At 63.1% G+C, this 26,645-nt stretch carries 19 protein-coding genes; 6 read left to right on the forward strand and 13 right to left on the reverse strand.

Features of this window, described 5'->3' with window-relative positions; translation table 11 throughout:
- Window positions 1–11 precede the first annotated feature (11 nt).
- The 3 genes from GT613_RS09270 to GT613_RS09280 all read right to left on the reverse strand — a co-directional run bounded on the left by GT613_RS09270 (window position 12) and on the right by GT613_RS09280 (window position 3,009).
- On the reverse strand, window positions 12–1,094 hold the full coding sequence (locus GT613_RS09270; protein WP_009305983.1) for a C40 family peptidase: 1,083 nt from the start codon (window positions 1,092–1,094) through the stop codon (window positions 12–14).
- Window positions 1,095–1,293: 199 nt separating this feature from the next.
- The gene (locus tag GT613_RS09275; RefSeq protein ID WP_009305982.1) at window positions 1,294–1,971 is read right to left on the reverse strand and encodes a TetR/AcrR family transcriptional regulator; all 678 of its coding nucleotides are present in this window, start codon (window positions 1,969–1,971) and stop codon (window positions 1,294–1,296) included.
- Window positions 1,972–2,046: 75 nt separating this feature from the next.
- A complete protein-coding gene (locus tag GT613_RS09280) occupies window positions 2,047–3,009 on the reverse strand; it encodes a DUF5692 family protein (RefSeq protein WP_009305981.1) in 963 nt (320 codons plus the stop codon).
- Between the two features lie 216 nt (window positions 3,010–3,225).
- Between GT613_RS09280 and GT613_RS09285 the strand changes: the two genes are divergently transcribed.
- Window positions 3,226–4,197: a hypothetical protein gene (locus GT613_RS09285; RefSeq protein WP_161172600.1), complete on the forward strand. Its 972-nt coding sequence runs from the start codon at window positions 3,226–3,228 to the stop codon at window positions 4,195–4,197.
- 312 nt (window positions 4,198–4,509) lie between these two features.
- On the opposite strand, the gene GT613_RS09290 is transcribed toward GT613_RS09285, so the two are convergent.
- Entirely contained in the window at window positions 4,510–6,126 is a 1,617-nt protein-coding gene (locus GT613_RS09290) for an FAD-dependent oxidoreductase (protein WP_009305979.1), read from the reverse strand.
- 267 nt (window positions 6,127–6,393) lie between these two features.
- Between GT613_RS09290 and GT613_RS09295 the strand changes: the two genes are divergently transcribed.
- The gene (locus tag GT613_RS09295; protein WP_009305978.1) at window positions 6,394–7,902 is read left to right on the forward strand and encodes a response regulator transcription factor; all 1,509 of its coding nucleotides are present in this window, start codon (window positions 6,394–6,396) and stop codon (window positions 7,900–7,902) included.
- Between the two features lie 67 nt (window positions 7,903–7,969).
- On the opposite strand, the gene GT613_RS09300 is transcribed toward GT613_RS09295, so the two are convergent.
- The 3 genes from GT613_RS09300 to GT613_RS09310 all read right to left on the reverse strand — a co-directional run bounded on the left by GT613_RS09300 (window position 7,970) and on the right by GT613_RS09310 (window position 10,869).
- Window positions 7,970–8,272, reverse strand: coding sequence for a YerC/YecD family TrpR-related protein (locus tag GT613_RS09300; RefSeq protein WP_009607988.1), 303 nt, complete (start codon window positions 8,270–8,272; stop codon window positions 7,970–7,972).
- A 1-nt stretch (window position 8,273) separates the two neighbouring features.
- On the reverse strand, window positions 8,274–9,857 hold the full coding sequence (cimA, locus tag GT613_RS09305) for a citramalate synthase (protein WP_009608166.1): 1,584 nt from the start codon (window positions 9,855–9,857) through the stop codon (window positions 8,274–8,276).
- Between the two features lie 88 nt (window positions 9,858–9,945).
- On the reverse strand, window positions 9,946–10,869 hold the full coding sequence (locus GT613_RS09310) for a branched-chain amino acid transaminase (protein WP_009305975.1): 924 nt from the start codon (window positions 10,867–10,869) through the stop codon (window positions 9,946–9,948).
- A gap of 291 nt (window positions 10,870–11,160) precedes the next feature.
- Here GT613_RS09310 and GT613_RS09315 point away from each other — a divergent pair, with 291 nt between their 5' ends.
- Window positions 11,161–12,549 (forward strand): helix-turn-helix domain-containing protein, encoded by a 1,389-nt coding sequence (locus GT613_RS09315; protein WP_158539333.1) that lies wholly within the window; start codon window positions 11,161–11,163, stop codon window positions 12,547–12,549.
- Window positions 12,550–13,163: 614 nt separating this feature from the next.
- Here GT613_RS09315 and GT613_RS15655 read toward each other — a convergent pair.
- The 3 genes from GT613_RS15655 to GT613_RS09330 all read right to left on the reverse strand — a co-directional run bounded on the left by GT613_RS15655 (window position 13,164) and on the right by GT613_RS09330 (window position 17,068).
- Window positions 13,164–15,149 (reverse strand): carbohydrate-binding domain-containing protein, encoded by a 1,986-nt coding sequence (locus tag GT613_RS15655; RefSeq protein WP_009608051.1) that lies wholly within the window; start codon window positions 15,147–15,149, stop codon window positions 13,164–13,166.
- A gap of 227 nt (window positions 15,150–15,376) precedes the next feature.
- Entirely contained in the window at window positions 15,377–16,072 is a 696-nt protein-coding gene (locus GT613_RS09325; protein ID WP_009608126.1) for a DUF4956 domain-containing protein, read from the reverse strand.
- A 51-nt stretch (window positions 16,073–16,123) separates the two neighbouring features.
- Complete coding sequence (locus tag GT613_RS09330) at window positions 16,124–17,068, reverse strand: polyphosphate polymerase domain-containing protein (RefSeq protein ID WP_009608155.1); 945 nt, start codon at window positions 17,066–17,068, stop codon at window positions 16,124–16,126.
- 196 nt (window positions 17,069–17,264) lie between these two features.
- Here GT613_RS09330 and GT613_RS09335 point away from each other — a divergent pair, with 196 nt between their 5' ends.
- The 3 genes from GT613_RS09335 (at window position 17,265) to GT613_RS09345 (ending at window position 20,619) form a co-directional block, all read left to right on the forward strand.
- Complete coding sequence (locus GT613_RS09335) at window positions 17,265–17,978, forward strand: response regulator transcription factor (protein ID WP_009305970.1); 714 nt, start codon at window positions 17,265–17,267, stop codon at window positions 17,976–17,978.
- The gene (locus GT613_RS09340; protein WP_009608084.1) at window positions 17,972–19,270 is read left to right on the forward strand and encodes a cell wall metabolism sensor histidine kinase WalK; all 1,299 of its coding nucleotides are present in this window, start codon (window positions 17,972–17,974) and stop codon (window positions 19,268–19,270) included. The genes GT613_RS09335 and GT613_RS09340 overlap by 7 nt, the downstream gene beginning before the upstream one ends.
- Before the next feature lie 71 nt (window positions 19,271–19,341).
- Entirely contained in the window at window positions 19,342–20,619 is a 1,278-nt protein-coding gene (locus GT613_RS09345) for an MFS transporter (protein ID WP_009608159.1), read from the forward strand.
- A 236-nt stretch (window positions 20,620–20,855) separates the two neighbouring features.
- Here GT613_RS09345 and GT613_RS09350 read toward each other — a convergent pair whose 3' ends face one another.
- The 3 genes from GT613_RS09350 to GT613_RS09360 form a co-directional block, all read right to left on the reverse strand.
- Window positions 20,856–22,538: an FAD-dependent oxidoreductase gene (locus GT613_RS09350; RefSeq protein WP_009305967.1), complete on the reverse strand. Its 1,683-nt coding sequence runs from the start codon at window positions 22,536–22,538 to the stop codon at window positions 20,856–20,858.
- Between the two features lie 184 nt (window positions 22,539–22,722).
- Window positions 22,723–24,099, reverse strand: a complete 1,377-nt coding sequence (locus GT613_RS15705; RefSeq protein ID WP_009305966.1) for a helix-turn-helix transcriptional regulator — start codon at window positions 24,097–24,099, stop codon at window positions 22,723–22,725.
- A gap of 368 nt (window positions 24,100–24,467) precedes the next feature.
- The gene (locus tag GT613_RS09360; protein WP_009305965.1) at window positions 24,468–26,558 is read right to left on the reverse strand and encodes a glutamine synthetase III; all 2,091 of its coding nucleotides are present in this window, start codon (window positions 26,556–26,558) and stop codon (window positions 24,468–24,470) included.
- Window positions 26,559–26,645 lie beyond the last annotated feature (87 nt).

Raw genomic sequence — 26,645 nt, forward strand, 5'->3', positions numbered from 1 at the left:
GGTTCTCCTTCTTATGCGAATCGGAGCGCATGCGTAAACCCGGCCCAGCTCAGCGGATCGGTATCGCGCACGCGCGCGCCAAACGTGGGGGCGTGAACGTAGTGCGTGCCCCCGGCATTGCAGGCGATGCCAGCATGTCCGTTGTACCCGTCGCCGTAGCTGATCCACAGCACATCGCCGGGTTGCGCTTCGGAGACCGGCAAACGCGCGGCGGCGGCATAGTACATCGACTCGGTCTGATGGGGCACCGAAATACCCACTTGAGCGTATGCCCACGTCACCAATCCGGAGCAGTCGAATTCGTTCGGACCGGCGGCACCCCACACGTAGGGGCAGCCGATGCGCGACAGCGCGTAGTCCACCACCGAGCCCTGGGACGGGATGGACGCGCTCGGCGTGCTGTAGGCGTACGTGCGCTTGACCTCGGCTGCCGCAGCGGCAGCTTCGGCAGCACGTGCCGCTTCCTGTTCCTGGACCAGCAGCGCCTGAGCCTCGGCGTCAAGCTGTTGCAGCGTGGCTTCCAGCGTTTGGATGGTCTGCTCTGCCTCAGCTTTGATGCGCGCCGCCTCTTCGGCTTTTTCGGCAGCGATACGCTCTTGCTTTTCGAGTTCGATCTTCGCCGCCTCCACCTCGGCGCGCAGGTCTTTCGTCTGCTGCACCATCGCGGCATCGTTGTCGTTGATATCGTTCAGCAAATCCCAGCTTGTGGCGAATTCCTCGAACGTCGTGGCTCCCAAGATGACGTCGAGCGCCGTGGTCTGGCCGCTGCGATACATACTGCGCGCCCGCTTGCTCAGCTTGTCCTGCAACTCGGCGATCTGGGCGTTCGCTTCGTCGATGCGCGCCTGGGCGTCGGCAACGGCTTGGACGGCCGCTTCGTGCTCGTCGAGCGCTTTGTAATAGTTCTCACCGGCGATGGTCAGCTGCTCCTGCATCTCGTTGATGCGAGCGCGAACGGAATCGGCCTCGGCGAACTTGTCTGCGGACGTGGGCTCGGCAAAAGCGAGCGTCGGCCGCAACAGCGTGGCCGCACCCAGGGCAGCCGCGCCAAATATAAACGTGCGGCGATCGAGGCCGCGCGTGAAATCAGTCATGCAAAACCTCCTCGAATCCGCCGCGTATGCCTCATGCTTGACTCTCATGCTCGTATTTTGACGATTCGGCACCGCAGCGAACAACGAATTCGCAACAACTATAGCACGACCGGGTAACGGTCACGCGATCTCCACGCGCTGAACGTAGTCGCAGATGAATACACGATTTTGGCGTCATCTAAAAGAACAGGGGAGGTGCCTAAACCGATGCGCTGTCCTGCCGCTTGGCCGAGACATCCAGCGCAAGCGGCTCCATGTCGAGGTGCAGCGTCTGCTCCACCACCTTCATGAGAGCCTCGTCGCTGATGTCGGGGTCGATCTTCACGAGGCCTACCAGCCCGAAGATCACCACGCAGAACATCTCGTATACGAATTCGATCTCGACCTGATGGTACTCGGCGTATTCGACCAGCACCCGACCGCTCAGGCAATCCACCGTCTCGCGCACCGCGCGCACGTCGAAGGCGTCGCGCACGCCCAGCTCCTCCAACACGCGAATCATGGGCCGAAGCCCGTTCGCGTCGTACAGTGCACGGCGAAACGCCGCGATGCACGACCGCAGCGACCCTGCCGTGTCGCCGAACACGCGCGACTCGTTCCACACGAGCACGCTTTCCACGAGGTCCTCCACATAATCGTCGATGACCGCATCGATGACGGCTTGCTTGTTCTCGAAGTAGTAGTACACCAGCTCGCGCGTGACGTTCGCCTCGGCGGCGATGTCCTTCACCGTGGTCTTCCCCACCCCGCGCCGTTCGAACAACGTGCGCGCCGCCAGCATGATCTCGCCCGCCGGGCCGCCGAGCCTCCTGCTTTCGACCGCAGAACGCTCGCGCCCCGGCGGGCGGATTCCCTGATTCTCTTTGTCGAGCCGCATCGCGCCCTCCTGCGTTCAGGCGCGCATGGACGCCGCGCGCAACGATTACGCTTGGCGTCCATTATACGGGGTTCTCTAGCGGTTTGCCTCTTCGAGCTCCTGATACGACTTCGTGTCGGCGTACAGCTCGTCCTTGAGCGGGTTCAACTTGAGCTTGCGGATCTTACGGAACTGGTACGCCGCCAACGCCACGTTCGACGCAAGCGCCAGGAAGCTGACCGCGAAGAACGCCGTAGGGTTGTGCGTGGTGGGAATGGGCGCCAGCACATCGGCGAACTGCGGAACGGTCATCACGAACATGATCCACAGCGCCAGCGTCTGCGCGCGATGCTGCAACCAGGCGCCCTTCTTGATGAAGAACGTGGGGATAGTGCACGCCAGCAGCAGCGCGAGGCCGGCGTAGGCCGAGTGGTCGGAGATGCAGTTGTACGTATAGGCGAAGTTCCACAGGTCGTAGGCGATGATCCACGCCCAGATCATGTCGGGCCAGATCATGTCCTTCGACGAATCCTTCGAGATGAAGATGCCGAACCAGCCGCAGATGGTGACGATGTTGAGGATACCGGCAATGCCGTTCATGATGTTCCAGGGACCCGACATAGTCCACAGGTTCTCGACCACGCCGCCTTGCCACAGGCCGAAGCTGAACACCTGAAAGTCGCGAACGACGGCCTCGGCGATGTTGACGGCCAGGATGAGCGGCGGAAAGCACAGCGCCCAGCGCTTCTCGTACAGGTGGTGCGTCGTGCCGTCCGCGCCGCGCCACTTCACGAAGCGCAGCGCCATGAAGCCCAAGCAGCCGGCAAGTGCCGAATATGTCTTCACCCAGTTGAACCACGTGCCCGTGCCGTACTCGTTGCCGGGAGCCGCCGTGATGGGCCACACGAAGACGGTCAGCACGATGGGAACAACCGCGAACAGCGCGATGCCTGCCCACAGCGACGTGCGTCCCAACTCGTTGAACGCCATAAGCGCGAACAAAATGAACAGCCAAATGACCCAGTACAGCGGGTCGGCCGCTTGGTACAGAATACCCATGATGAAGCCCCCTTCGCTCCCTCGTTTCCCGCCGTTGCCTGGCGGCAGTTCGGACACATGGCCCTCGTCCCATCGACGACGCACAGCGCCTTGAAGCGAGTATACGAAGCTCGGGCGTGGAAGTCTTTCACATCAAGAGGTCGTTTGTGAAAGAAGCGGCACCACCCCCGATGATAGACTGACAATAATAGCGCTACCTGGGGAAAGGGGTTTCTCATGACCGTGCCCGTCTGGATCACTCCCATATCGATGGTCGTGTACACCGTGCTGCTCATGCTGCTGACCGAGTTCATGCGACGGCACTATCGAACGTCCATGTGGGTGTGGGTGGTGTCGCTCGTCACCATTCCGCTATGGATCATCAACATCCCCGGAGACGATTGGTTCCGGTGGGCGAAAAACCTCTCCGTCATCCTGCCGCTCATCTTCGCAGGTCTGGGCCGCATCGCCGCCGTGCAGCAGAAGGACACGCCGTTCTGGCGGCTCATGCGTAAACGCTGGGTGCGCTGGACGCTGTACGGCATCGTGTTCTGCAACATTGCCGAGGCCACGCTGCGCGACATGCAGATGGGCAACATGATGAACGCGCTGGCCGGCTTCATCCTGTGCGTCACCATGCCGTTCGGCGACAAGTACTGGAAGTACGACACGTCCAGCCACGGCGAGATCCTGTCCTACACTGTCCCCATGTGGAACTTCCTGTACACCACGTGGAACGCGTGCTTCGTGTACGCCGAAGGACACGAGTTCTTCGCGTCCACCTGCTGCATCCTGGCTGCGGCCGAGCTGTACCCCATCATCATGCGCCGTCCCGAGCTGTACATCACCGGGCGCATCTACACGCTGGGCGCGCACCTCTTGCTGCGCAGCTGCTTCCCGCTGCTGTTCCCCACCATCATGAACTCGGCTGCATGGTTCAGCCCCGACGTGATGTACTGGTGGGGCATGGCGAACGGCATCATCGGCATCCCGTTCGTGTTCTGGTACTGCTACCAGCTGAGCTCGGGGAAGGCGCCCGTGACGTTTAGGCGCGGCAAGGCGCGCACAGCCTACATCGAGGGCCGTGCGAACGGGACGATCGACGAGTACGGCGATCCCGTGGCGCTGCCGGCGAGCGGGTCGAGCGACGGACGCGCCGCGAAACCGCCCGCAAGGCCGGACGAGGACGCGGCGCCCGTCGCCGGGTGACGCGAGCCATTCCGCGCGCCGCAAGGTTCCATGTCATGGACGCAAAACGGCACCCATGACAATCCGACGCAGCAATCCCATGTCGTGGGCGCAAACGGGCACCCATGACAATCCGGGAGGGCGAAACGGCAGCCGCCCTCGCAGAGCAACTAGAGAAACCCCAGGTGACAGAAAATCCTTCCGCCGCCTGGGGCTCTTTTCTGCTCGCATAATTGTCATGGGTGCCCGTTTGCGCCCAGACGCAGAATTCCGAAGCCGGGACGACGGCGAGGAGGGAGAGATTCCGCGCCCCAGCTTCGGAAAAGAGTGGATTTACGCCTTCAGGAACTCCGCAACGTTGTTCGCAGCCTCGCGGCCCGAGTTCACCTGGTTGCCGAACGCGGTGCCGGGCATGTTGATGGTGTACACGTGGCGGTACAACATGTTGCCGTCGTTGCCGATGGCGTACAGGCCGGGAATGGGCTTCGAGTCGACGTCCAGCACGCGGCGCTGCTTGTCGGTGGCGATGCCTCCCACCTCGAAGAAGAAGCTGTATCCCAGCTTGGCCAGGTAGAACGGCCCGTTCTCGATGGCGACCATCTTCTCGGCCGGCTTGCCGAAGTCGTCGTCGTTGCCCTTCTTCGCCAGCTCGTTGTAGCGCTCGACCGTCTTCGCCAGGGCGTCGGCATCGAGGCCGCACGCATCGGCCAACCCCTTGATGCTGTCGGCCTTGAACAGCGTCTCGGTCTTGTCGCCGGCCACCGCGTCCTCGAACATGGCGCGGCCATCGTCGGTGGTGCCGAAGAACGTGTCGAAGATGCCCTGGTCGAACACCGCGTAGTTCGCCAAGTTGCCCTTGCCGGGAATGCACTGCAGCACGAGGTTGTCGTCGGTGAGGTTCTCGCGCGTGTAGCGGTCGCCGTCCTCGTTCACCCACAGCACGGGCCCGCCCGCCGCGATGCCGAAGTAGCCGTTCACAGGGTTGAGCGCGTCCTTGTGGAAGTCGATGGGCGGCAGCGCGGGGATGTTGTACAGGATGCTCTGCGCGGAGTCGTTCATGAAGTCCTTCGCGCCCACCTCCAGCGCCATGCGGTACGCGTCGCCCGCCGCGTTGGACGAACCCACCACGAACAGGTTCTCGATGTCCCAGCCCTGCTGTTTGATGAGCTCGGGATTGCCGCCGAAGCCGCCGGTGGCGAACACGACCGCCTTGCAGTTGTACTGCACCACGCCATCGTCGCCTTCCGCATACGCGCCCACGATGGCGCCGTCCTGCTGGATGAGCGACGTGGCCGCCGTGTTGAGGTGCACCTCGATGCCCAGCTCGTCCACGCGCTTGATCATGGGGTCGACGTAGCCGATCTTGCACTTGCCGTCCTTGAACCAGTGGAACGTGGGGTACAGGCCGCCGTTGTACTCGTCGATGACGCCGCTGTACATGACGCCCTGCTCCAGGCACCACTCGATGTTCTCGGCCGACTTCGTGCAGAGGTCCATCCACAGCGCGCCGTTCTGACGATGCTGGCCGCGTTCGAGCTCGGCTTCGATGATCTCGGACGGCGTCACGTGGATGCCCTGCTCCTCGGCCATCTTCGACTCGATGGCGAACATGCCCTCGACGAAGCTGGCGTTGCCGCCCAGCTCGGAGCCTTTCTCGATGAGGATGAAGTTCGTCTTGTTGAGCGCCGCCTGCACCGCGCAGGCCAGGCCGCTGCCGCCGCCGCCCACGATGAGCAGATCGGTGTCGTAGGTCTTGTCCACCTTGTCGTAGGTCTTCGGGCCGGATGCCGCATCCGCCTTCGCGTTGGACGTGTCGGCCTTCTCCTGGGACGGCGCGCATCCCGCCAAACCGCCGAGCGCCGCGATGGCGCCCACCCCGGCCACGCCCGTCAGAAACGAACGGCGCGACATATCGATCCGCACGCCCTCGCCCGCAGTGTTCTTGAACATATCGAACTCCCTTCCTTGATGATTCGTCCCTTCGCCGCCTTGTTCCCTCGCATCGAGCGGCGCGGATCAGCCCCCCTTGCGCTATGCTGTGTTGCCTACGCTCGCAAGCGATCCGTCAAGGGCCAGTGTGCGAGCGAAACGACGCGAACGCCACCCCGTCAGCGGGGGAAGCGGCTCGAAACGACGGTTTCCCCCGGCTCGGGGGAGGACGGATGTTCTACCGAAGCGTACCGTGAGACGCGCTTGATCAAGGGGAGGGACTCGGTCATGAATCACCATGCGCTCATCAACGAACAGCGCGAGCGCTCGCTCGTGCTGCATCGGCTTGCGGAAAGCATCGCGGCGAGGCCGTTCTTGCTGGCGGCGCTCACGCTGTACTGGACGTGGGTAAACATGGCCTTCCAGGGGCCGTTGTTCTTCCCCTCCGTCGCTTTGGAGTCCGGGCTGCTGTTCCCCTCGTGGATCGGGCCGGTCGGCGTGAGTGCCGTCGCGTACTTCACGCTGGGCGCGTGGTTCAAGCGAACGAACGTCGTGTTCCGGCAACGCTGGTACATCGGCGCCATCGCGGCCGTCATGGCGTGCGGGGCGCTGCTGTCGTACCTGTGGATCGAGCTGTGCGACGCCTCGCTCGCGCAGGCGACGGGCGCCGCGCTGTACGCGCTGGGATCGCTCGGCATCGGACTGGGCACGGCGTGCCTGCTCATCGAATGGGGGCGCGTGTTCGGCTACCTGGGGCCGCGCGAGGTGCTGTTCCACGGCATCGTGGCCATGCTGCTTTCGGCGTTGCTCATCTGCCTGCTGTCGTTTCTGCCGCTTGCGTTCGGGCAGGTGCTGTTCGTTGCGATCCCGGTGCCGCTCTCCGTCTGCTGGTATCGGGCCATGCGCAGCTTCCCGCGCAAAACGCTGTTCGACCACGGCATGAACGCCACCCTGAGAACCCCGTACAAGTTCCTGGTCACGGCGCTGCTGCACGGCCTCGCGCTGGGCGTGCTGCTGGGCAGCGCCGTGGTGCAGGCGGACGGGTCGAACACCGTGCTGCTGAACGCGCTGAGTTTCGTCGTGGCCGCCTTGCTGCTGTTGCTGACAGCCGTGTTCGTGAAGATGGACTTCAACCACCTGATCTACCAGGTGGGATTCGGCATCATGGCAACCGGCGCGCTGTTCATCGCGCTGTTTGGCGCCATCCCGGCGCTTGGGCAGTCGGTGCAGTTCGTCGGGTTCTGCTACGTGCACCTCATCATGTGGGGCCTGTGCGCTTACCTGACCAAGACGTTCAACCTGCCCGCCACCTGGGTGGTGGCGCTGCCCACAGGCTGCCTCATGCTGGGACAGCTGATCGGAGGATCGACCGCGAGCATACTCGTCCAACAAGAGCAGGCCGGCTACTGGATGCAGGTGATGGCGACGGTGGTCTCGTTCGTGCTGTTGATGGCAGCGCTGCTGATGATGAGCAACCTCAACCTGACCACCGGCTGGGGCATCGCGCAACCGGGCGGAACCGCGCGTTCGGACGATAGCCTGGATGCCGCCGTGCAGGTGATCGTGGTCGAGAGCGGCATCACGCCGCGTGAAGCGGACACGCTCGCGCTGCTGGCGCGCGGTCGCAACCGCAAACACATCAGCGAGGAGCTGGTGGTGTCGGAGGAGACGGTGAAAAGCCACACGTCGAGCATCTACCACAAGCTGGGCGTGCACACCCAGCAAGAACTGCTCGACCTGGTGGAAGCCCGAGCCGCCCTGCTGCGCGAAGCCGAGCAGGAGACGCCGTTCGCGTAAGAAACCAGAGGAGCCCGCCGTCCCGTATGCAGCCGCAGCGGAGCTCTTCGGGCTGCGAACCGATGCGCTAGCGGCGCTTCTTCTCGGCGTCGTCCAGGGCGTTCAGGGCGGCGTTGTAGCCGCCGGCACCGTAGCTCAGACACTTCGACACGCGGGCGATGGTGGTGGCCGACGCGCCGGTGGCCTCTTCGATGGCGGAGTAGGACTTGCCGGCATCCAACTGGCGCGCAACGGCCAGGCGCTGGGACGTTTCCTTGATCTCGCGAATGGTGAACAAGTCCTCCAGCAGGGAGAAGATCACGTCTTCGTCGTCAAGCGCCGCGAACACGCGCAGGAGGTCTTCGACTTCGGGCGTTCTGAGATCGCTCATGCTACTCCCCAATCCGCATCAGGCCGTACTCGATCGAGTCGACCAGCGCATTCCATGATGCTTCGATGATGTTCTCCGACACGCCCACCGTGCCCCAGCTGCCGCGCTTGTCACGCGTGGTGATGACGACTCGCGTGATGGCGTCGGTGCCCACGTTCTCGTCGAGGATGCGCACCTTGTAGTCCACCAGTTCGATGTCGGCCACCTCAGGATAGAACGCCACGATGGCCATGCGCAGCGCGTTGTCCAGCGCGCCGACAGGACCCGCGCCCTCGCCCGTGGCCACGAAGCGCTGGTCGTCCACGTGGATCTTGATGGTGGCTTCCGACATGGCGTCCTTCGCCAGCGCGCCGGTGTCCTCGTGGTCGTCCACGATGACGCGGAAGCTCTCCAGCGTGAAGTGCGGCCGGTACGCGCCGAGATGCCATTGCAGCAGCAGCGCAAGCGACCCGTCGGCCACCTCGTAGGAGTAGCCCACCGCTTCGCGGCGCTTGATGTCGTCGAGGATCTCCTGCGTCTTGTCGGGGTGCTGGGCCAGATCGATGCCCAAGTTCTTCGCCTTCGCGATGAGCGATGCCTTGCCGGCCAGCTCGCTGACCAGCATGCGCTGCGTGTTGCCCACCGCCTCGGGGCGCGTGTGCTCGTAGGCCTCGGGGAAGCGCGCGATGGCGCTGGCGTGCAGGCCGCCCTTGTGCGCGAACGCCGACGCGCCCGTGTAGGGATGATGGTTCGGCACCGACAGGTTGCATGTCTCGGCCACGAACTGCGCCACGCTGGTCAGATCGCGCAGCCGCTCCTCGCCCACGCAGGTACAGCCCATCTTCAGCTCGAGATCGGCGACGACGGTGAGCAGGTCGGTATTGCCCACGCGTTCGCCGAACCCGTTCACCGTGCCCTGCACCTGAGTTGCGCCGGCACGCACAGCGGCAAGCGAGTTCGCCACAGCGCAGCCCGAATCGTTGTGGCAGTGAATGCCCAGCTGCTGGCCGGGCAGCTCGCGCGCGACCGCGGCCACGACGGCCTCCACCTCGTGAGGCAGCGCGCCGCCGTTCGTCTCGCATAGGTCGATGGAGTCGGCGCCCGCCTCGCTTGCCGCGCGCACGCAGGCCATCGCGTAGTCGGCGTTCGCCTTGTATCCGTCGAAGAAGTGCTCGGCGTCGAACACCACCGTGAGACCCTGCGCCTTGAGGTAGGTCACGGAATCGCGGATCATGCGCAGGTTCTCGTCGAGCGTGGTCAGCAGCGCGCGCGTGACCTGCTCGTCCCACGTTTTGCCCACGATGGTGACCACCGGGGCGCCGCTGGCCACGAGGTCGGCCAGCCCGCGGTCGTCCTCGGCGGCGACGTCCTTCTTGCACGTTGAGCCGAACGCCGCGATGCGCGCATGTTTAAGCGGCATCTCCTGCACGCGCTGGAAGAACGCGATGTCTTTCGGGTTCGATGCCGGAAACCCGCCCTCGATGAAATCGACGCCGAACGCGTCCAAGCGCTCGACAATGCGCAGCTTGTCCTCAAGCGACAACGTGATGCCCTCGCACTGCTCTCCGTCTCGCAGCGTGCTGTCATACGTGAGGATTCGATTCACAGAGGCGCTCCTTCGCTCAAAAAGCGAAGCCCTCCGGCCGGCCGCAAGCAGCGGACGGTGGGGGCTTCGCGACATACCAACCTATGACTTAGATCTCAGTCAGCCATTCCGAGTACTCTTCGATGTTGCCATAGCACACGGCGAAGAAACGATCCTGCAGCAAGCGAGTGATCTCGCCCGGCTTGCCCACCACACGGCCGTCGACGCTGCCGATGGGCGTGAGCTCGGCGGCGGAGCCGGTCATGAACACCTCGTCGGCGATGTAGAGGTCGCTGCGCGTGAGGCTTTCCTCGATGGCGGGGATCTCCAGGTCGTCGGCCAGGCACAGCACCGTGTCGCGCGTGATGCCCTCCAGCAGTCCGTCGGACAGCGGCGGCGTGGACAAGATGCCGTCGCGCACGACGAAGAGGTTCTCGCCGGTGCCCTCGCACACGAGCCCCGCCTCGTTCAGCATGATGGCCTCGACATAACCGTGCTCTTTCGCCTCGAGCTTAGCCAGGATAGAGTTCATGTAGGAAGCGGTGGCTTTAACCGCAGGCGGAATGGAGTTGTTCGTACGCTGGCGCCACGACGACACGCCCACGGCCACGCCGTTGTCGAGTGCACCGTCTCCCAGGTAGGTATCCCACGGCCACACGGCGATAGCCACGTCGGTGGGGGCTCCGGTGGGATCGACGCCCATCACGCCGTAGCCGCGGTACACGATCGGACGGATGTAGCACGACGGCAGGTTGTTCTTGCGGATAAGCTCGATCGTCGCGTCGCACAGTTCGTCCACCGAGTACGGCAGGTCGATCAGAGAGATCTTGCAGCTGCGATGCAGGCGCTCCATATGGTCGCGCAGACGGAAGACGTAGCTCTTCTTCGTCTCGGGATTCTGGTAGCAGCGGATGCCCTCGAACACGCCGGAGCCGTAATGCAGCGAGTGGGACAAGACATGCGTGGTAGCCTCGGCCCAGGGGATCATCTCCCCGTTCTTCCAGATGTAATCCACTTCGGTGATGTCTGCCATGTTCGCATCCCTTCTTGCATGGCGCCCGGCCCCAGCCTGACGTGCGGGTTCGTTCCTTATTCGTTCGCCCATTGTACTCCAATCGGCTAAAGCGCGCGAAGCTTTCCGGCGAAGGGTCACCGATTCGACGAAAGGAGCAAATCCTTCGGGACAAAACCGCGCAAGTGTTCCATACGACCGTCAGGCACCTCCGGAAAATGTTCCGATTAAGGAATATTTTTTCTACAGCATCTGAGAATTATTTATTCCTTGTTTGGTATAATTTTAGGAAATGAACGGATGGGAGGAGCCATGTACACGACCAAGGAAGCGGCGCAGCGTTTGGGCATCAGCATGAGGCGCGTGAACGCGCTTATAGCGTCTGGAGATCTCGAGGCCCAGCGGTTCGGACGATCTTGGATGCTTGACGAGCGCTCCGTCCACGAGCGAGCCGAGCGGGGCAGAACCGCAGGCCGCCCGAAGATGAACGAGAAGAACGAGCGCAACCTCGCCCCGTTCACGCTGATGAATCGCAACCATCCGGTGCTCGATTTCGTGTACAACCGACGCACGCGCGAAACGGCCGATATCGTGCCGCGCGAAGGAATCGCCTGGAAGCCATTAGGCATCGGCCTTCGAGAGCGAACGCCGAACCGATACGATTTAGCTGCATGGATCGCCTCACGCTCCATTCCCGATATGCGTCCGAACCTCGCCCCCGTGTTGCGCGAGCTGGCAGCCCGACATGGCATCGACCTCATGTTCGATTCCTGGGGACTCAATCTGTCCGATCAGTATTGGTTCAAGCCCGTTGATATCGACGTGGACTGGCATGACGTCAATTACTTCGAAAACGGTTACGAAGAAGCACTGGGCGAAACCTTGCTCGGCGGCTCTGCCCCTGCAGGAACCTCGACCGCCCGCATAACCCACTCGCCCGACACCGCCACGCCTGGCATGCTGTCGAAGACATGGATTCACCGCGACGGAACGAACCTCCTGGTGAAAAGCGGAACGGGCAACGAGAACCGCGAGCCGTACAACGAGCTGTTGGCAACCAAGCTGCTCGCACGGCTCCTGGACGACGAAGACTTCGTTGCCTACTCACTGACCGAACGGCACGGGCGCGCCTACTCGACGTGCCCAACCTTCGTAACGTCCGAAACCGAGCTCATCCCCGCAGCCGACGTGCTTACCGCCTTCGGAGTGACGGAGGGGCGCGACCTCCATCGCGGATACCTTGAAGCCGGGCAAGCGCTGGGCGTGTCGAACCTCGGACGCGCCGTGAGCAAGATGATCGTTGCCGACCATCTTATGGCGAACTTCGACCGCCATACGCACAATTTCGGTTTGATGCGCGAGGTGGAAACCCTCGATCGGTATCGGGTGGCACCCCTGTTCGACAACGGATGCGGGTTTTACAGCCGCGCGACCACGGACGAGCTGGAGCATGGGCGCTACTTGTGGGAGGCCCATCCGTTTCGCCCCTATCCTTCTCAGCAGCTGGCGCTCGTGGAGGACCTGTCGTGGTACGATTCGTCCTCACTCGACGGGTTCCTCGATGACATAGCTGACGTGTTGAGTCTCAACGCCCAGCTTGACGAGCGCTTCATCGAAGCCGTCCAACGTCAGACCGCCAAGCAGATAGAAACGGTGAACGATCTGGCCGCAGAACGCCGGCTGCTGTTTCCCGGACGATAACGCTTCCGCAAGGAGATCGGAACCATGAGGCGAAGCCCAGGATGCGGATGCATGGTCGGAACCTGCAAGCCCGCTTCGACGCCCTTGCAGGTTCCGATCGTAAGATTATCGCGGAATAGGCCTACGTCTTGCTCATGGCATCTTCGACGGCGGCGATAATCGCCTTGCTGGTGGTGGCCCGAAACCACATCGAATCGATCACGCAACAGATATGCGCGAAGCCATGATGTTCGAAGGCTAACCCACGGGATTTCCGAAATCCCGCACTACTAGAGATGAGCCAGCGATATGCGATAACGCAGACAAAGAGCCAGCTGTTCCTGAATTTCACACACCTGCGAACGACAAATGCAATCGGCTACCAACGGTTCGACCTTGAAAAATCTGGCACAAATTTACGGGTTGGGCAGAAGCGATTGGGGAAATTGGGCGGAGACGTTTTCGCGACCAGGCGTTTTGCTATTGCTTGCGATTCACGGCCTTACTCTTGCTGCAAAATCTGTGCCATACCCGTAAATTCGTGCCAGAATCGAGGAGGCAGACCGACGACCTCGCGCCAAAAACGGCGACCTCGACGAACACTCCGTCGGGGCCGCCGCTGGAACGGGTGCTGGCTACGCCGCCGCTCCGCCGCCGAAGCCGCTACCCGCGCCGCCGCGCATGCCGCGCTGGACGTCGCCGCCTTGGCCGGCGGGCATACCGCCGCCTCCTGCGCCGAGGCCGCCCATGCCGCCGGATGCGGTGGTTGACGCGGCGATCTCGGTGGTGGAGCCGCCCTCCACCGTGCCGGAGTCGGTGTAGCCGTCGGCGTTCGCGCCGGTCACGGTGCCTCCGATGACCAGCGAATACGTGCCGCCTTCGACGAACGCGGGGCTGGTGGCCAGCACCATGCCGAACTGCTTGGCCGCCGTGAACGAGGCGACCACCGTGCCGTCGGAGTCTACGACGGCCACGTTTTGGCCGGCCGAGCCGCTGACCGTGGCGAACGCGAAAGGCTGCTCTCCGCTGGTGAAGTTCTGCGCCATGCCGTTGGAGCCCACCATGAGCACCGTTCCGCCGGTCACCGTCGCCGTCAGATCGTAGTCGAACGCTCCGTCGCCGTTGCTCGTGGGGCCGCAGACCAGCAGCACGCCGCCCGTGATCTCCACCGAGCCGTTGCTGTCCACGCCGTCCCCTTGAGCATCGAGCACGGTGTAGCCGCCGTTGATCTGGATGAGGCAGTTCTCGTCGCCCATGCCCATGTCGCCCGCGCCGCCTTCGGCGAATACATTGTCGGGCGCGCCGCCGTTGAGCTCGCGCTCGTTGGCGCCCTCGCCGTTTCGCTGCGGAGCGCCGGACGGCGGCGTGCCGCCCATCACGTCGGGAGTCTCCACGCCTTCGGGCAGTTCGGGAGCCTCGCCATCCATGCCGTTCACCCCGTCCGGAGGCGTCATCCCGTCGGGAGCGCCTTCAGGTGCCTCCATGCCGTCGGGCAGCGCCCCTCCCTCGAAGCCGGGCGCCTCGGCCGACACATCGGCCGCCTCGTCGGCATCGTCGTCGCCGAGATCGGCAGCGGCCGCATTGACAGCGTCGTCGCTGGCCACGATACGGGTGTCGCCGCCGTTAATGTACAGCTTCTCGGCTTCGTAGCCCTCGTAGCACGCCTTCACGTTCACCGTGCCGTCGTCGATGACGAGCTTCGTCTCGGCATGGAAGGCATCGTCGCCTGCTTCGATATCGAGCGCGCCGCCCGCCAGCAGGCCCTCGAGGTTGGAGTGCAGCGCGTCGTCCACCGCAGCGATGGAGATGTCGCCACCCGCGATACGCAGGTAGGTTTGCGCCTGGATGCCGTCGTCGCCGGCCTCGATGACGAACGTGCCGCCGTCGATGGACACGAATCCCTTCGTGGCTTTCGTATCCTTGTTCGACTTGATGCCGTCGCCGCCCGCGATCAGCGTGAAGTCGCCGTCCGCGATCTTGACGCAGTCGCGTCCGCGCAGCGCGTCTTCCACCGCGTTCACCACATAGGTGCCGCCCGTGATCACAAGGTCGTCCTTCGAGCACACCGCATGGCGGTACGCGCTGGTCACCGTCAAGGCTCCCGTTCCGTTCAACGTGAGGTCGGCACGGCTGAACAGCGTGGCGTACGGCTCGTCGGAGCCATCTTCGAGCACGTATTCCGCGCCGTCGGTGAGCGCGTTCTGCGTCCCGTCGGCCAGCGTGATGAAGCACTTGTCGGCCTGCTTCACGTACACGGCGGGCCCGTCCTCGTTGTGGATGGTCGCGCCCGCAAGGACGATCTGCACCTTCGCGTCCTCAGGCGCTTCCACCGCCAGCTGCCCGTCGTCGAGCGAACCCGACACGACGTAGACGCCTTCGGTAGAGATGGTCACTGTAGAGCCGTCAACTGTCGCGCCATCGCCCTCTACGCTCGCCGAGCCTCCGCCCAACACGATATGCACGGCGGAAGCATCGTCGTAAGAAGCATCCGCATCGCGCTTGCTGTAGTCGAGATCGAGCGCCGACGCGTCGAAAGCCGCCGCAACCTCGGCAAACGAAGCAGCCTCGCCAGAGTCGGAAGCAGACCCGGAAGAGTCCGCCTCACCCCCATCAACGGCCACCCCAGCAGCCGACTCCCCGCCCCCCAGATCCGACGAACACCCCGCCAGGGAGCCAACCCCCGCTACCAACACGAAAGAAAGCGCAACCGCGACCGCCTTTCGACCAGGCGCGTGGGGCGATGCCCACCAAGCGAGTTCCACAGCGCAGCGAGGACTGTCTGAGCGACTGGGCATCGCCCCACGCGCCCTCCGGAAAAGCCGCAACAAGATTGCTTTCGCCCCCTCCATTACAACACGTCCTTACTCGCAGCAGCGCGCCCGCAGGTGATCTTCAAGTTGCCGTTACGGCAGCGCAGTTCGTCGATCATGCGCTTCTCCGTTCCCGGCTGCTTCATCCGCACCGCATATTCCAGTAGAAACAGGCTTCCCATGTTGGTGGTTTGCACCATCGTCAGCTCGTGCTCGTCGGTATAGCACTTCAGCACGTCGTCGAACACGCCGTCGTACTCCAAGTCGTCGGGGATGGTGATTTTCAGCGTCTTCTCCGGCTCTTTCTGCTTGCCGAAGGGCGACAGCACGTAGCCCACGTTCACGATAGCCACGATGATGGTGAACAGCACGGCCAGCATGATGAAGCCCATGCCCGTGGCCAGGCCGATGGCCATGGCCAGAAACACGCTGCCGATGTCCTTCGCGCTGCCGGGGATGGAGCGGAAGCGCACGAGGTTGAACACGCCCATCACCGCGATGCCTGCGCCCAGGTTGCCGTTCACCAGCGTGATCACCATCTGCACGATGAGCGGCAGCAGCGCCAGCGTCACCACGAAGTTCTTCGAGTAGGTGTGGCGGAACATGTAGATGAGCGCCACCGCCGCGCCCAACACAACGGACGCGAGGCAGCACAGCAGGAAATCGACGGTGGACACGCCCGCAACGAGCGATTCCGTCGATCCGAATATCGAGGTCAATGCAGTATCGAGCACAGTTGGTTCCTTTCGGGTAGAGAGGGAGGGATTTTCGAACGGTCAGGCACCTCAGCAGCGCGTAGGCGTGTGCGACGGCGCACGGAAGCGACGAGGGCGGCGGCCGCGCAACGCCGCGGCGAACCGCTCGGCCTTCTGCTCGGCGGCCGCTTGGGACGCGCGCGCTGTCGCAAACGACGGCGCGCCGCGATAAGCGGCCATGCAGGCCCGGTACGCTTCCCCGTACTTCGAGAACGACGTCGGGTAGGCCTCGCACGCATCGAGCGCGCGAACGAGCCACAGCGGAAACGGGCCCGACGACTTGATCTCCATCACCGCGTCGCCGACGGGCAGCAGCGGATGCGCTGCAGCTCCGGCATCCCTTGCGAACAGATCGCCGTAGGCGATGCCGGTATCGAAGGTGATGCGCAAGTCGTCCGGCACATCGCCCAGCGCGCGCAAGCCGGTTGCGCCGCCGCCTGCCGCCGCGGCGATCGTCGCGATCGATGCGTACGCAACGCGCTCGCACTCGATGAGCATCGAAGGCCGCAGCGGCCGGTACCGTGCAACGAACTCGTCGATCTCGCGGGCGATCTGCGCGCTGCGCGGCGACAGCGACTCGGCGGCCATCGCCGGATCGGGAAGAGGGAATCGCATGCAAGCCTGCTCGTACGACTCTCCGCCCAGATAGGCTTCGGCCGCAGCCAACGAGCAGCCTACCCGTCGCTTGTACACGATGCCCTTGTACTTCTTCTTGATCTCCACGAACACGCGGTCGCCAGCCTGCGGCGACCCGTAGCTGCGCAAGCGCAGCTTCTCCTTGTACAGCGGCTTGTCCAACGACCGCTCGATGAGCGCGCGCTCGGGCGTGTCGAAGTAGCGGCTGACGATGCGCGTCCGGCCGAACGCGTCGGGCGCCATGCGACCGCGTAACGCGGCTGCCATCGCGCGGTGCTGGCGCGCATCCAGGCGGTACTTCACTTCCTTGCGTTCGAATACGTCGGTGAACGTTGTCATGGGATACCGGTCCTTTCCATCAGACACCGCATCCTAGCCGCGCTGCCTGAAAGTTCCCTGAAAGGGCCTGCCTCCGCCTGAGCGCTCGCGCAGAAGCAACGCGCTCGCGAAGAGGACCTTCGCCTGTTTCTTTCAGACGCTTTTCAGGTCTGACGGTACAATGGAAGCCAGGATGCGCGAAAGAAAGCAGGTCGCCATGCAAGTCCTCATCGTTGAAGACGACGTGCGCCTGGCGCAGGCGCTGGCGCACATACTCGCCGAGAACGGCTACCAGACGGACGTCGTGCACGACGGCGCCTCCGGCCTCGCCTACGCCGAATGCGGCGACTACGACGTGATCATCCTCGACGTGATGCTGCCGAAGATGGACGGCTTCGCCGTGGTGGCCCAGCTGCGCCGCAAAAGCATCAGCGTGCCGGTGCTGCTGCTCACCGCGCGCGACGCCGTGCCCGACAAGATCACCGGCCTCGACAGCGGCGCCGACGACTACATGACCAAGCCGTTCGCGCCCGCCGAGCTGCTGGCTCACCTGCGCGCGCTCACGCGCCGCCAGGGCGAAGTGCTGTTCGAGAAGCTGGCCGCCGGCGACCTCGTGCTGAACCTGGAAAGCTACGACCTGGCGTGCGGGTCGAAGTCCATACACCTCAGCTACAAGGAGTTCTCGCTGGCCAAGGTGCTCATGGCGAACGCCGGGCAGGTGGTGTCGAAGGACATGCTCATCGCGAAGGTGTGGGGCGTGGAGTCGAGCGCCGAAGACAACAACGTGGAGGCCTACGTGTCGTTTCTGCGCAAGAAGATGAAGTTCCTGGGATCGACGGCGCGCATCGAGACGCTGCGGCGCGCGGGCTACCGGTTCGTGGCCGATGCCGCGCCCGACGACGCCTCGGAAAGCGCGGGCCTTCCATGCTGAAGAAGCTGCGCGTCAAGTTCATCGCGCTCAACATGGCCACCGTTGCCGTGGTGTTGGCCGTGGTGTTCACCGCCATCTGCGTCATCGACTACCAGCAGAGCGTCGCGCGCGTGCACGAGACGCTCGACGCTGCTCTTGCCCACGCAGGCGACGCGGGCGGCGGCCCGTCGAGCGGCACCCAGCCCGGCGCCCAGGTGCCAGCGGACGCCGCCCGTGCAAACGGAATGCCCCCCGAGATCGGCGGCAAGCGCGGCGGATCGGATCCCGCCATTCCCGTAGCGGTGTTCTCGGTGGAGGCCGACGGCTCGCTGGCAGCTGTTCAAACGCGCACTACGGCGTCCATCGCCGACGACGTGCTGGCGCAGGCCGCGGCCGCGCTGGCCGATCAGCCCGACGGCTCCGGCAGCCTGGACGGCCTAGGGCTGTTCTACGAGAAGCGCACCGTGGGAGACGCCGCGTACCTCGCGTTCGCGGACATGAACGCCGCAAGCAGCTGGCAGACCCTGGCCGTCACACTGGCGGGCGTGGGCGCGGCGGCGTTGGCTGCGTTCTTCGTGATCAGCATGTTCTTCTCGCGGTGGGCGCTGGCGCCAGTGGATCGCGCATGGCGCCAGCAGCGCCGGTTCGTAGCCGACGCTTCGCACGATTTGAAGACGCCCCTCACCGTGATCCTCGCGAACACGTCCATCCTGCTTGAGCATCCCGAGCGCAGCATCGCCAGCCAGAGCCAGTGGATCGAGAGCACCCAGCACGAAGCGCAGCAGATGCAGGGCCTGGTAGGCGACCTGTTGCTGCTCGCGCAGGTCGACGAGGGCGCCGCGCCGCCGCCCATGGAGCGGCTCGACCTCACCGACCTGGTGGAAGGCGAGCTGCTGCAGTTCGAGTCCGTGGCGTTCGAGCGCGCCGTCGATTTGCAATCGCAGCTGGACGAGAGCGTCATGGTGCGCGGCAATGCGATGAGGCTGCGCAAGCTGGTGGGCACGCTGCTGGACAACGCATGCAAGTACGCCGACGACGGCGGCAGCGTGAACGTATCGCTGCGCCAAAGCGTGCGCCGCATCGAGCTGGCGGTGCACAACACCGGCTTCGCCATCGCGCCCGAGGATCTCCCCCACGTGTTCGACCGCTTCTACCGCGCCGACAAGGCGCGCACGCGCGACGAAAGCGGCTACGGCCTGGGGCTGGCCATCGCGCACGCCATCGCCGAGGAGCACGGCGGCAACCTCGCTGCCGCCAGCGACGACGAGCGCGGCACCACGTTCACCCTCACGCTGCCCACCTTGCCCGCCTGACGACGCTGGCGAAGTCTTCTATACTGGAAGCCCAACCTGAACGCATCTGCTTCGCAAGGAGATCTACGCACATGGCACTACACTCGTGGCTCGCACGGCCTCAACGGCGGTTGGGACCGCTGGGGCTCATCGTGCTGCTGGTCATCACGTCGTTGGTCACGCCGCTTTCGCTGGACATGTACACACCGGCCGTCCCGCACATGACCGAGCATTTCAACACGTCGGAGACCATGGTGAACCTCACGCTGGTGGGCTACTTCCTGTTCTTCGCCGTCGGGCTGCTGGCGTTCGGGCCCGCAAGCGACCGCTACGGACGCAAACCCGTGCTGCTGGCGGGCATTCTCACGTATGCGCTGGCCAGCGCTTTATGCGCGCTGTCAGTGGACATCGTCATGCTCATCGCCATGCGCATCCTGCAAGCCTTGGGCGCCGGGGCGGTGAGCGCGGTGTCCACGGCGGTGGTGAAGGACGCCGTCGTTCCCGAACGGCGCGAGGCTCTGCTGTCCGTCGTGCAGGTGATGTTCGTGGTAGGGCCCGTGCTGGCGCCGGTGGCGGGCGCGCTCATCCTGCAGGTCGCCGACTGGCGCATGACGTTCTGGGTACTGGCGGGCATCGGCCTTCTGTGCGCCGGGCTGGCGCTGCTGTTCGACGAGACGCTTCCCGTCAGCGAACGCTACGAGGGCACCGTGCTGGGAAGCGTGAAGCAGCTGGGCGCGGTGGCGCGCAACAAGGGGTTCTCGGCGTTCCTGGGCATCGTCGGGCTGTACAACCTGCCGTTCATGGCGTACATCGCCGTCGGTTCGTACGTGTACATCACGTTCTTCGGGCTGACCGAGCTGGAGTACAGCATGTACTTCGCGTTCGCCGCGCTGCTGACGGCTGCGGGGCCGTTCATCTGGCTTGCGGCCTCGCGGTTCATGTCCGCGCGGCGGTTCACCAGCATCCTGCTGGGCATCGCGCTGGCGTCCGGCGCGGCCATGCTGGCCGTGGGCCAAGCGAGCCCGCAGCTGTTCTGCATCACGTTCCTTGCGTTCGCGCTGACGGAGGCTGCCGTTCGGCCGTACAGCACCAACGTCCTGCTGTCGCAGCAGGAAGGCGATACCGGAGCCGCATCGTCGCTGATCAACTTCGCGCACACCGCCATCGGCTGCGTCGGCATGCTTGCCGCCGTACTGCCGTGGCCGAACTACGTGGTGGGCGTGGGCGCCATCATCGTCGGTTCGATGGGCGTCGCCATCGCCGGCTGGGTGGCTCTGCTGCGCTCGAACGTGCCGCTCAGGGGCATCAAGGATGCAGGGAGCGAACCCGCCGCTGCCTCCGACAACGACCTTGCCCCGCAAGAGCGCTAGATAGCTGCGGCTTTCGCACGCTTCATGCAGCTTTAATCTTCTTTCATGATCTTGCGCCTTGCAAGAGGGGCCTGCTCCAACGAGACGCTTGGTTATCTGAGCTCCCTCACAATGGCATAGTCCGATGAGGAGCATAAGCCTAAGGGAACGCACGGCGTGCGCAGGCGGCAAATGCGGCACAAGCCGGAGAGGCTTGCGCCGCATAGGGAGCTGCATCTACTGGGAACCGATTCCTTTTACCTGCGCGCCGCGCAATGCTTCCCAGCCAGGTAACCGTGAACGATCGCAAAAGCGTTCGACATGCCCGGCAACGATGCTTCATAATGGTTGCCGAAGCGTCGTCCAACCACGTTGCCCGCAGCGTAGAGTCCGGGAATCGCCCCGTTCGAACCGCAAACCTCCAGATCAGGCGAGCAGAGCACGCCGCTCATCGTATGAATGAACGACTGCTGCGCCCTGATCGCGTAAAACGGCGCGGTCTCGATCGGATACAAGTAGCGACTAGGCTTGGCGAAGTCGGAATCGAACCCTTGGGCGACCATTTCGTTGTACCGGTCGATCGAGGCCTTCAGCACCTCTGGATCGACCTCCATCTCGGAAGCGAGCTCCTCGATCGTGTCCGCCTTTACGTTCGGGCTCTTCGACATCGTCTCCTCGTCCAGCCCGCTCTCCATGACGCCGAACATGCATATCGGCTTCATGTCCGCAGTCTGCTGAGCATAGTTCGCATCGACGATCTTCCAAAAATGAGCGCCCTTCTCTGCGGCGCACGGCTGATCGTATGCGATACGGCCGATTATCATGAACGCATTAGCCTCGTTGGCGAACCGCTCGCCGATGGAGTTCACGCCCATGTACGGCAGCAGCCCAGCCTCCGCTACGCTGGGCCACCCCATCGTAGCGACGGGATTGTCCTCCATGACACCGCCTGCCCAGATGCACATCTTATGGCCGTCTCCCGTATCCAAACGACCCTTCGGCTGCTCGTCTGATTCCATGTAGGAGGTGTATGCGTTGCAGTCGTACATATCCTTGGCGATCGTTTCAGGCAGCAACGCCGTGCACATGTCTTCGTTACCTGCAAAGTCCCCCGTACACACGATAACGCCCTTTGCCGCCTTGATCCGCAGATACGACCCGTCTTCGGCCTGCGCGACGGCTCCACCCACCGCGCCGTTATCCGTTTGCTCCAGGTACAAACCAGGCGTGTTGTACTTGACCTGCGCTCCAGACTTCACCGCTTCGGAAGTCAGCGCATCGAGAAGATACTTTTCGCGTTCCTTCCCCTCTTCGATGAAGTGATCCCATCCCGTGGTGAAGCTGCCGGGGATCGTGATGTAGGGCTCCTTGCTTGGATCGACGCCTTCGGGGTACTGCGTGAAGGGCATGCCTATAACAACCCCGTTCGCTTCGGCTTTCTCCAAAAGCCAATCCATGATCGCACCGCTTTCGTGCGCCCAGGTTGCCCAAAACGACGTGTCGCACAGCGGCCCGTATTTAACAAGCTCGTTGTTGAGCACCTCTTCCGGGTCGAGGGTCACTCCAGCCTCCACCTGCTTTTCGTAACCGATTGCAGAATGGAAGATGCCGCCGTAACGCGAGCAGCTGTGCTTTTCGATAAGGATGGCATTCGCGCCTTCCTCAACAGCCGCATTCAAGGCGCATAGCCCGGAAAGCCCGCCGCCGATTACAAGCACATCGCACTCCAACGTTTCGGCGATATCGCCTTCGTCGATCGTCTGAGGAGCGCCAAGCCAATCGACAGCCCCTCCATCGCCAGCGCTCTTGCCGTTTTTTTCGACGGCCGATTCGCTTTCCTTTTTCGGCGCGCAACCTCCAAGAAGCATGCCCGTAGAAGCGACAGCTCCTGCAAGCACAGACCCCTTCAGAAACGAGCGTCGATCCATCGTTGATTCCATACGTCCCTCCTTGGTCGTTCGCTTGCCCGACTGCAAGCAGGACCAAGGGTACGGATCCGACGGAAGGTTTACATCGGAGGAAGCGGGTGATCATCGCAATCGATGAGCTGAGCTGGATGCATGTCAAACAGATCACCGGAAAAGTACTACTGCCATCTCAACGCCCCGCATCCTGCGCCTTCGCTTAAAACTTCGAAACAAGCTCCTTGCGCGAAGACACGCCCGTCTTCTTGTATACGTTCCCCACATGCGTTTTGACGGTATTCGTGCTTATGAAGAGCCGCTCCGCTATTTCCTCGTACGTCAGCCGATTGAGCAGCAATAGAAGGACCTCTCGCTCTCTCATAGTGAGGTCGTACCGCTCGAACGCCGCATCGTCGAGCGAAAGCTCCGAAAGCCTGACGGAATCGTCGGCGATAGATTCAGCATGAAGCTTCGAGGGCGCGTCTCGTCTGCGCGAGAATAGGAATATGCAACATACTAATATAATGTAGATCATCACCGATGAAGCAGCGCTCGCAAACTCAGAAGGAAGCAGGGCCCCTACTAGCTGCCCCGAATTGTCAGCCAGCGTAAACACACCCAAGATGAACAACAGCTTCGACTGGGGCTTTTCGGATGGAGCGCTGAGCACCGCCGCGTAGTAGTACTGCAGCATAAGAAAAGACACGAAGCCCGCATTCCCCACAATCGCTGGAACTACCTGGTTCAACGATGCAAGGGGCAACAACGCCATGCTCGCCGCAGTCAACGGAGCCACCACAACCGCGAACTGCTTCACCAAACCCCAACGCTGTCGCGAGAAGTAAACCGCCAACAAGAGCGCCGCGGCGACGAAGGTGCCCGCCAGCACGAGCGGCAACGCCGCGCTTGCCCAACCTTCCCCGACTTGCGAGACCATGTTGCGCACAAGACCGTAAGGAAGCCCTATCAAGAAGGCCAAAAATGCAAGCTGCCCCACATTCGCATCGAGCGCAACGGACGGTTCGCGATTCTCGTCTGCACCCACGCGGCTCGAAGCATGCATTAACAGCAAAGACAACGTGCCGAACACCATGGCAACCGGAATCGCAGGAATCTCAAGAATGTTCACCGCCGCAAAAAGGAGCAGCGCGATACCTTGCTCCACGGCGCAAAGCAAAAGAATGTCTCGATGCCTGCAGCGGGCATGAAGGCATCCGTACAAGGCGAACACGATGCCGATACCCGTCCCCGAAAGAAGCGAGCCAGCGAACGCCAAAGCAGATTCTGTGGCGGCGAGAGGAAAGCACGCTAGACCGCCGATAACGCAGAAGAATGCCGCAATATAGGTTCGAGTCCCTCCGTATGCCCGACGAAGCCGAGGAGAGAACATAAGCACCACGAACACCACGAGAGTTGCAAGCACGCACGAAAGCCAAATAATGTCGGGAAAACCGACAATCGGATCCAAAGAGACGATATCGTTTTGGTACAGAGTGAGAAAATGGCAGCACCACCACAACGCGCCACCGATCACCAGAAAACGCCACTTCCGCAGAGAGGCAAGGGCTTCTTCGAAAAGCCGTCCCTCGGCTTTCATCAATACAACCTCCGTCAGACATCGAAGGATTCATCAGGCTTTGCACTCGTATGGCGCAACGAAAACGAGTATACACCCTCGCGAACTGCTTCCACCGATCCGTGACGCCGAAAACGCTTCCGCACGGTAAAAGCGAGGCGGTTTGGTAATCCTATGGCAAAGGTAGAATATCAGGCGATACTTTCCCACCTGGGGAAATAACGGACCTGCCTTACATTCGACTACATTTGCGCGAAGCAGAGCGCCTTCAAAGTTACCAGGCTTCGTTTTTGCCGTCAAACCTCGCTTTTGCCGGCAGGCCTCGATTCCAACCGCCCCCAACAACGCGAGCGGCCCCGGCATAGCCGGGGCCGCTGGAAGCGTTTCGCTTACACGTAGAACAGGATGTCGTTGTACGTGGGAACGGGCCAGTGGTCGCGATCGACGAGGACTTCGAGCCCGTCGACGGCGGCGCGCAGCCTGTCCATGACGGGGATGACCTCGTGCGCGTAGGTGTTCGCCTTCTCCTGCTCGCTCTCGATCTCCAGCGTCTCGTGGTGCAGCTTGCCCAGGGCGCGCAGCTGCGTGTCGATCTCCTTGATGCCCAGCAGCAAACGGCGCAGCAGCTCTTCCTGCTGGTCGGTGTCGGCACCGGCGCAAGCCGACCGGATGGCGTTGATGTGGCCGGCCACCTCGGCGGCGTAGCTGTTGATGGCGGGCAGGTAGGCGCGGCGCACCATGCGCTTCATCGTGCGCGCCTCGATGTTCAGCAGCTTGTTGTACTTCTCCAGCTTCACCTCGTAGCGGCTGCGCACTTCGGTTTCCGTGAGCACGCCGAACTCCTCGAACAGCGCGATGCTCTTCGGTTCGACGAAGCACGGCAGGGCGTCGGCCGTCGTAGGATGGTTCGCCAGGCCGCGGCGCTCCGCCTCCCGCGTCCATTCTTCCGAATAGCCGTTGCCGTTGAAGATGATGCGCTGGTGCGCCGTCAGCACGTCGCGGATGTAATCGATGGCGGCGGCTTCGAATTCCTCGCCGGCCTTGCCCTCCATCGCGTCGGCGAAGTCCTTGAGGCTCTTCGCCATGGCCGTGTTCAGGATCATGTTGCAATCCGACAGGTTCACGCCCGAGCCGGGCATGCGGAACTCGAACTTGTTGCCGGTGAACGCGAACGGCGAGGTGCGGTTGCGGTCGGTGTTGTCCTTGAGGAAGTTCGGCAGCACGGCCACGCCCAGGTCCATGGCCACTTTCTCGGCGTTCGTGTACTCGTGGTCGTCGATGAGCGCGTCCACGATAGCGTCTAGCTCGTCGCCCAGGAAGATGGAGATGATGGCCGGCGGCGCCTCGTCGGCACCGAGGCGATGGTCGTTGCCCGCGGACGCCACCGACATGCGCAGCAGCTCCTGATAGTCGTCCACCGCCTGGATGACGCCCGCGAGGAACACGAGGAAGCGCAGGTTGTCCATGGGGCTCTCGCCGGGGTCGAACAGGTTCTTCTTGCCGGCCGACAGCGACCAGTTGTTGTGCTTGCCCGAGCCGTTGATGCCCTCGAACGGCTTCTCGTGCTGCAGGCACACGAGACCGTGATGGCTGGCCAGCAGGCGCATCTTCTCCATGGTGAGAAGGTTCTCGTCCACGCCGCGATTCACGTTCGTGAAGATGGGAGCCAGCTCGTGCTGCGCCGGAGCCACCTCGTTGTGCTTCGTGCGAGCCGGCACGCCGAGCGCCCACAGCTCGTTGTCCAGTTCCTTCATGAACTCGTTGACGGTGGGACGGATGGCGCCGAAGTAATGCTCGTCGAGCTCTTGGCCCTTGCAGGGGGCGTAACCGAACAGGGTGCGGCCCGTCATGATGAGATCCTGGCGCTTGGCATAGGCCTTCTCGGACACGAGGAAGTATTCCTGCTCGGCGCCCAGCGTGGGCACGATGCGCTGACGCGGCTCGCCGAACAGGGCCAGCACGCGGTTGGCCTGCTCCTCCACCGCGCTCATCGAGCGCAAAAGCGGCGTCTTCTTGTCGAGGGCCTCGCCGGTGTAGGAGCAGAATGCCGTCGGGATGCACAGCACCTCGTCCTTGATGAAGGCGTAGGAGGTGGGGTCCCAGGCGGTGTAGCCGCGGGCCTCGAAGGTGGCGCGCAGGCCGCCGGACGGGAAGCTGGAGGCATCGGGCTCGCCCTGGATCAGCTCTTTTCCGGAGAAGCTCATGATGGCGCGGCCGTCGCTGCAGGGGTCGAGGAAGCTGTCGTGCTTCTCCGACGTGATGCCGGTCAGGGGCTGGAACCAATGCGTGAAGTGGGTGGCGCCCTTCTCGATGGCCCATTCCTTCATGGCGTGGGCCACGACGTTCGCTACCTCGATCTCGAGGGGCTTGCCCTCTTTCATGGTTTTGATCAGGCTCTTGTACGTGGCAGACGGCAGACGCTCCTGCATCGTATGCTCGTTGAATACCATCGAGCCGTAGATTTCCGAAACCTTCGCCATGAGAATGAGCTCCTTACTCGTTGCGTTCAAGGCGGTGCGCGGCCTCCCGCGACGCGCGCGGATGAACCACCCGCATACGATAGCACG

The sequence above is a fragment of the Eggerthella sp. BIOML-A4 genome (assembly GCF_009875575.1).
GTDB classification, from domain to species: Bacteria; Actinomycetota; Coriobacteriia; order Coriobacteriales; family Eggerthellaceae; genus Eggerthella; species Eggerthella lenta.

Excerpts from the sequence above, each read along its gene's own strand:
- GT613_RS09270 (WP_009305983.1), bottom strand. The coding sequence starts at position 1,094 with ATGACTGATTTCACGCGCGGCCTCGATCGCCGCACGTTTATATTTGGC.
- GT613_RS09275 (WP_009305982.1), bottom strand. The coding sequence starts at position 1,971 with ATGCGGCTCGACAAAGAGAATCAGGGAATCCGCCCGCCGGGGCGCGAG.
- GT613_RS09280 (WP_009305981.1), bottom strand. The coding sequence starts at position 3,009 with ATGGGTATTCTGTACCAAGCGGCCGACCCGCTGTACTGGGTCATTTGG.
- GT613_RS09285 (WP_161172600.1), top strand. The coding sequence starts at position 3,226 with ATGACCGTGCCCGTCTGGATCACTCCCATATCGATGGTCGTGTACACC.
- GT613_RS09290 (WP_009305979.1), bottom strand. The coding sequence starts at position 6,126 with ATGTTCAAGAACACTGCGGGCGAGGGCGTGCGGATCGATATGTCGCGC.
- GT613_RS09295 (WP_009305978.1), top strand. The coding sequence starts at position 6,394 with ATGAATCACCATGCGCTCATCAACGAACAGCGCGAGCGCTCGCTCGTG.
- GT613_RS09300 (WP_009607988.1), bottom strand. The coding sequence starts at position 8,272 with ATGAGCGATCTCAGAACGCCCGAAGTCGAAGACCTCCTGCGCGTGTTC.
- GT613_RS09310 (WP_009305975.1), bottom strand. The coding sequence starts at position 10,869 with ATGGCAGACATCACCGAAGTGGATTACATCTGGAAGAACGGGGAGATG.
- GT613_RS09315 (WP_158539333.1), top strand. The coding sequence starts at position 11,161 with ATGTACACGACCAAGGAAGCGGCGCAGCGTTTGGGCATCAGCATGAGG.
- GT613_RS09330 (WP_009608155.1), bottom strand. The coding sequence starts at position 17,068 with ATGACAACGTTCACCGACGTATTCGAACGCAAGGAAGTGAAGTACCGC.
- GT613_RS09335 (WP_009305970.1), top strand. The coding sequence starts at position 17,265 with ATGCAAGTCCTCATCGTTGAAGACGACGTGCGCCTGGCGCAGGCGCTG.
- GT613_RS09340 (WP_009608084.1), top strand. The coding sequence starts at position 17,972 with ATGCTGAAGAAGCTGCGCGTCAAGTTCATCGCGCTCAACATGGCCACC.
- GT613_RS09345 (WP_009608159.1), top strand. The coding sequence starts at position 19,342 with ATGGCACTACACTCGTGGCTCGCACGGCCTCAACGGCGGTTGGGACCG.
- GT613_RS09350 (WP_009305967.1), bottom strand. The coding sequence starts at position 22,538 with ATGGAATCAACGATGGATCGACGCTCGTTTCTGAAGGGGTCTGTGCTT.
- GT613_RS15705 (WP_009305966.1), bottom strand. The coding sequence starts at position 24,099 with ATGAAAGCCGAGGGACGGCTTTTCGAAGAAGCCCTTGCCTCTCTGCGG.
- GT613_RS09360 (WP_009305965.1), bottom strand. The coding sequence starts at position 26,558 with ATGGCGAAGGTTTCGGAAATCTACGGCTCGATGGTATTCAACGAGCAT.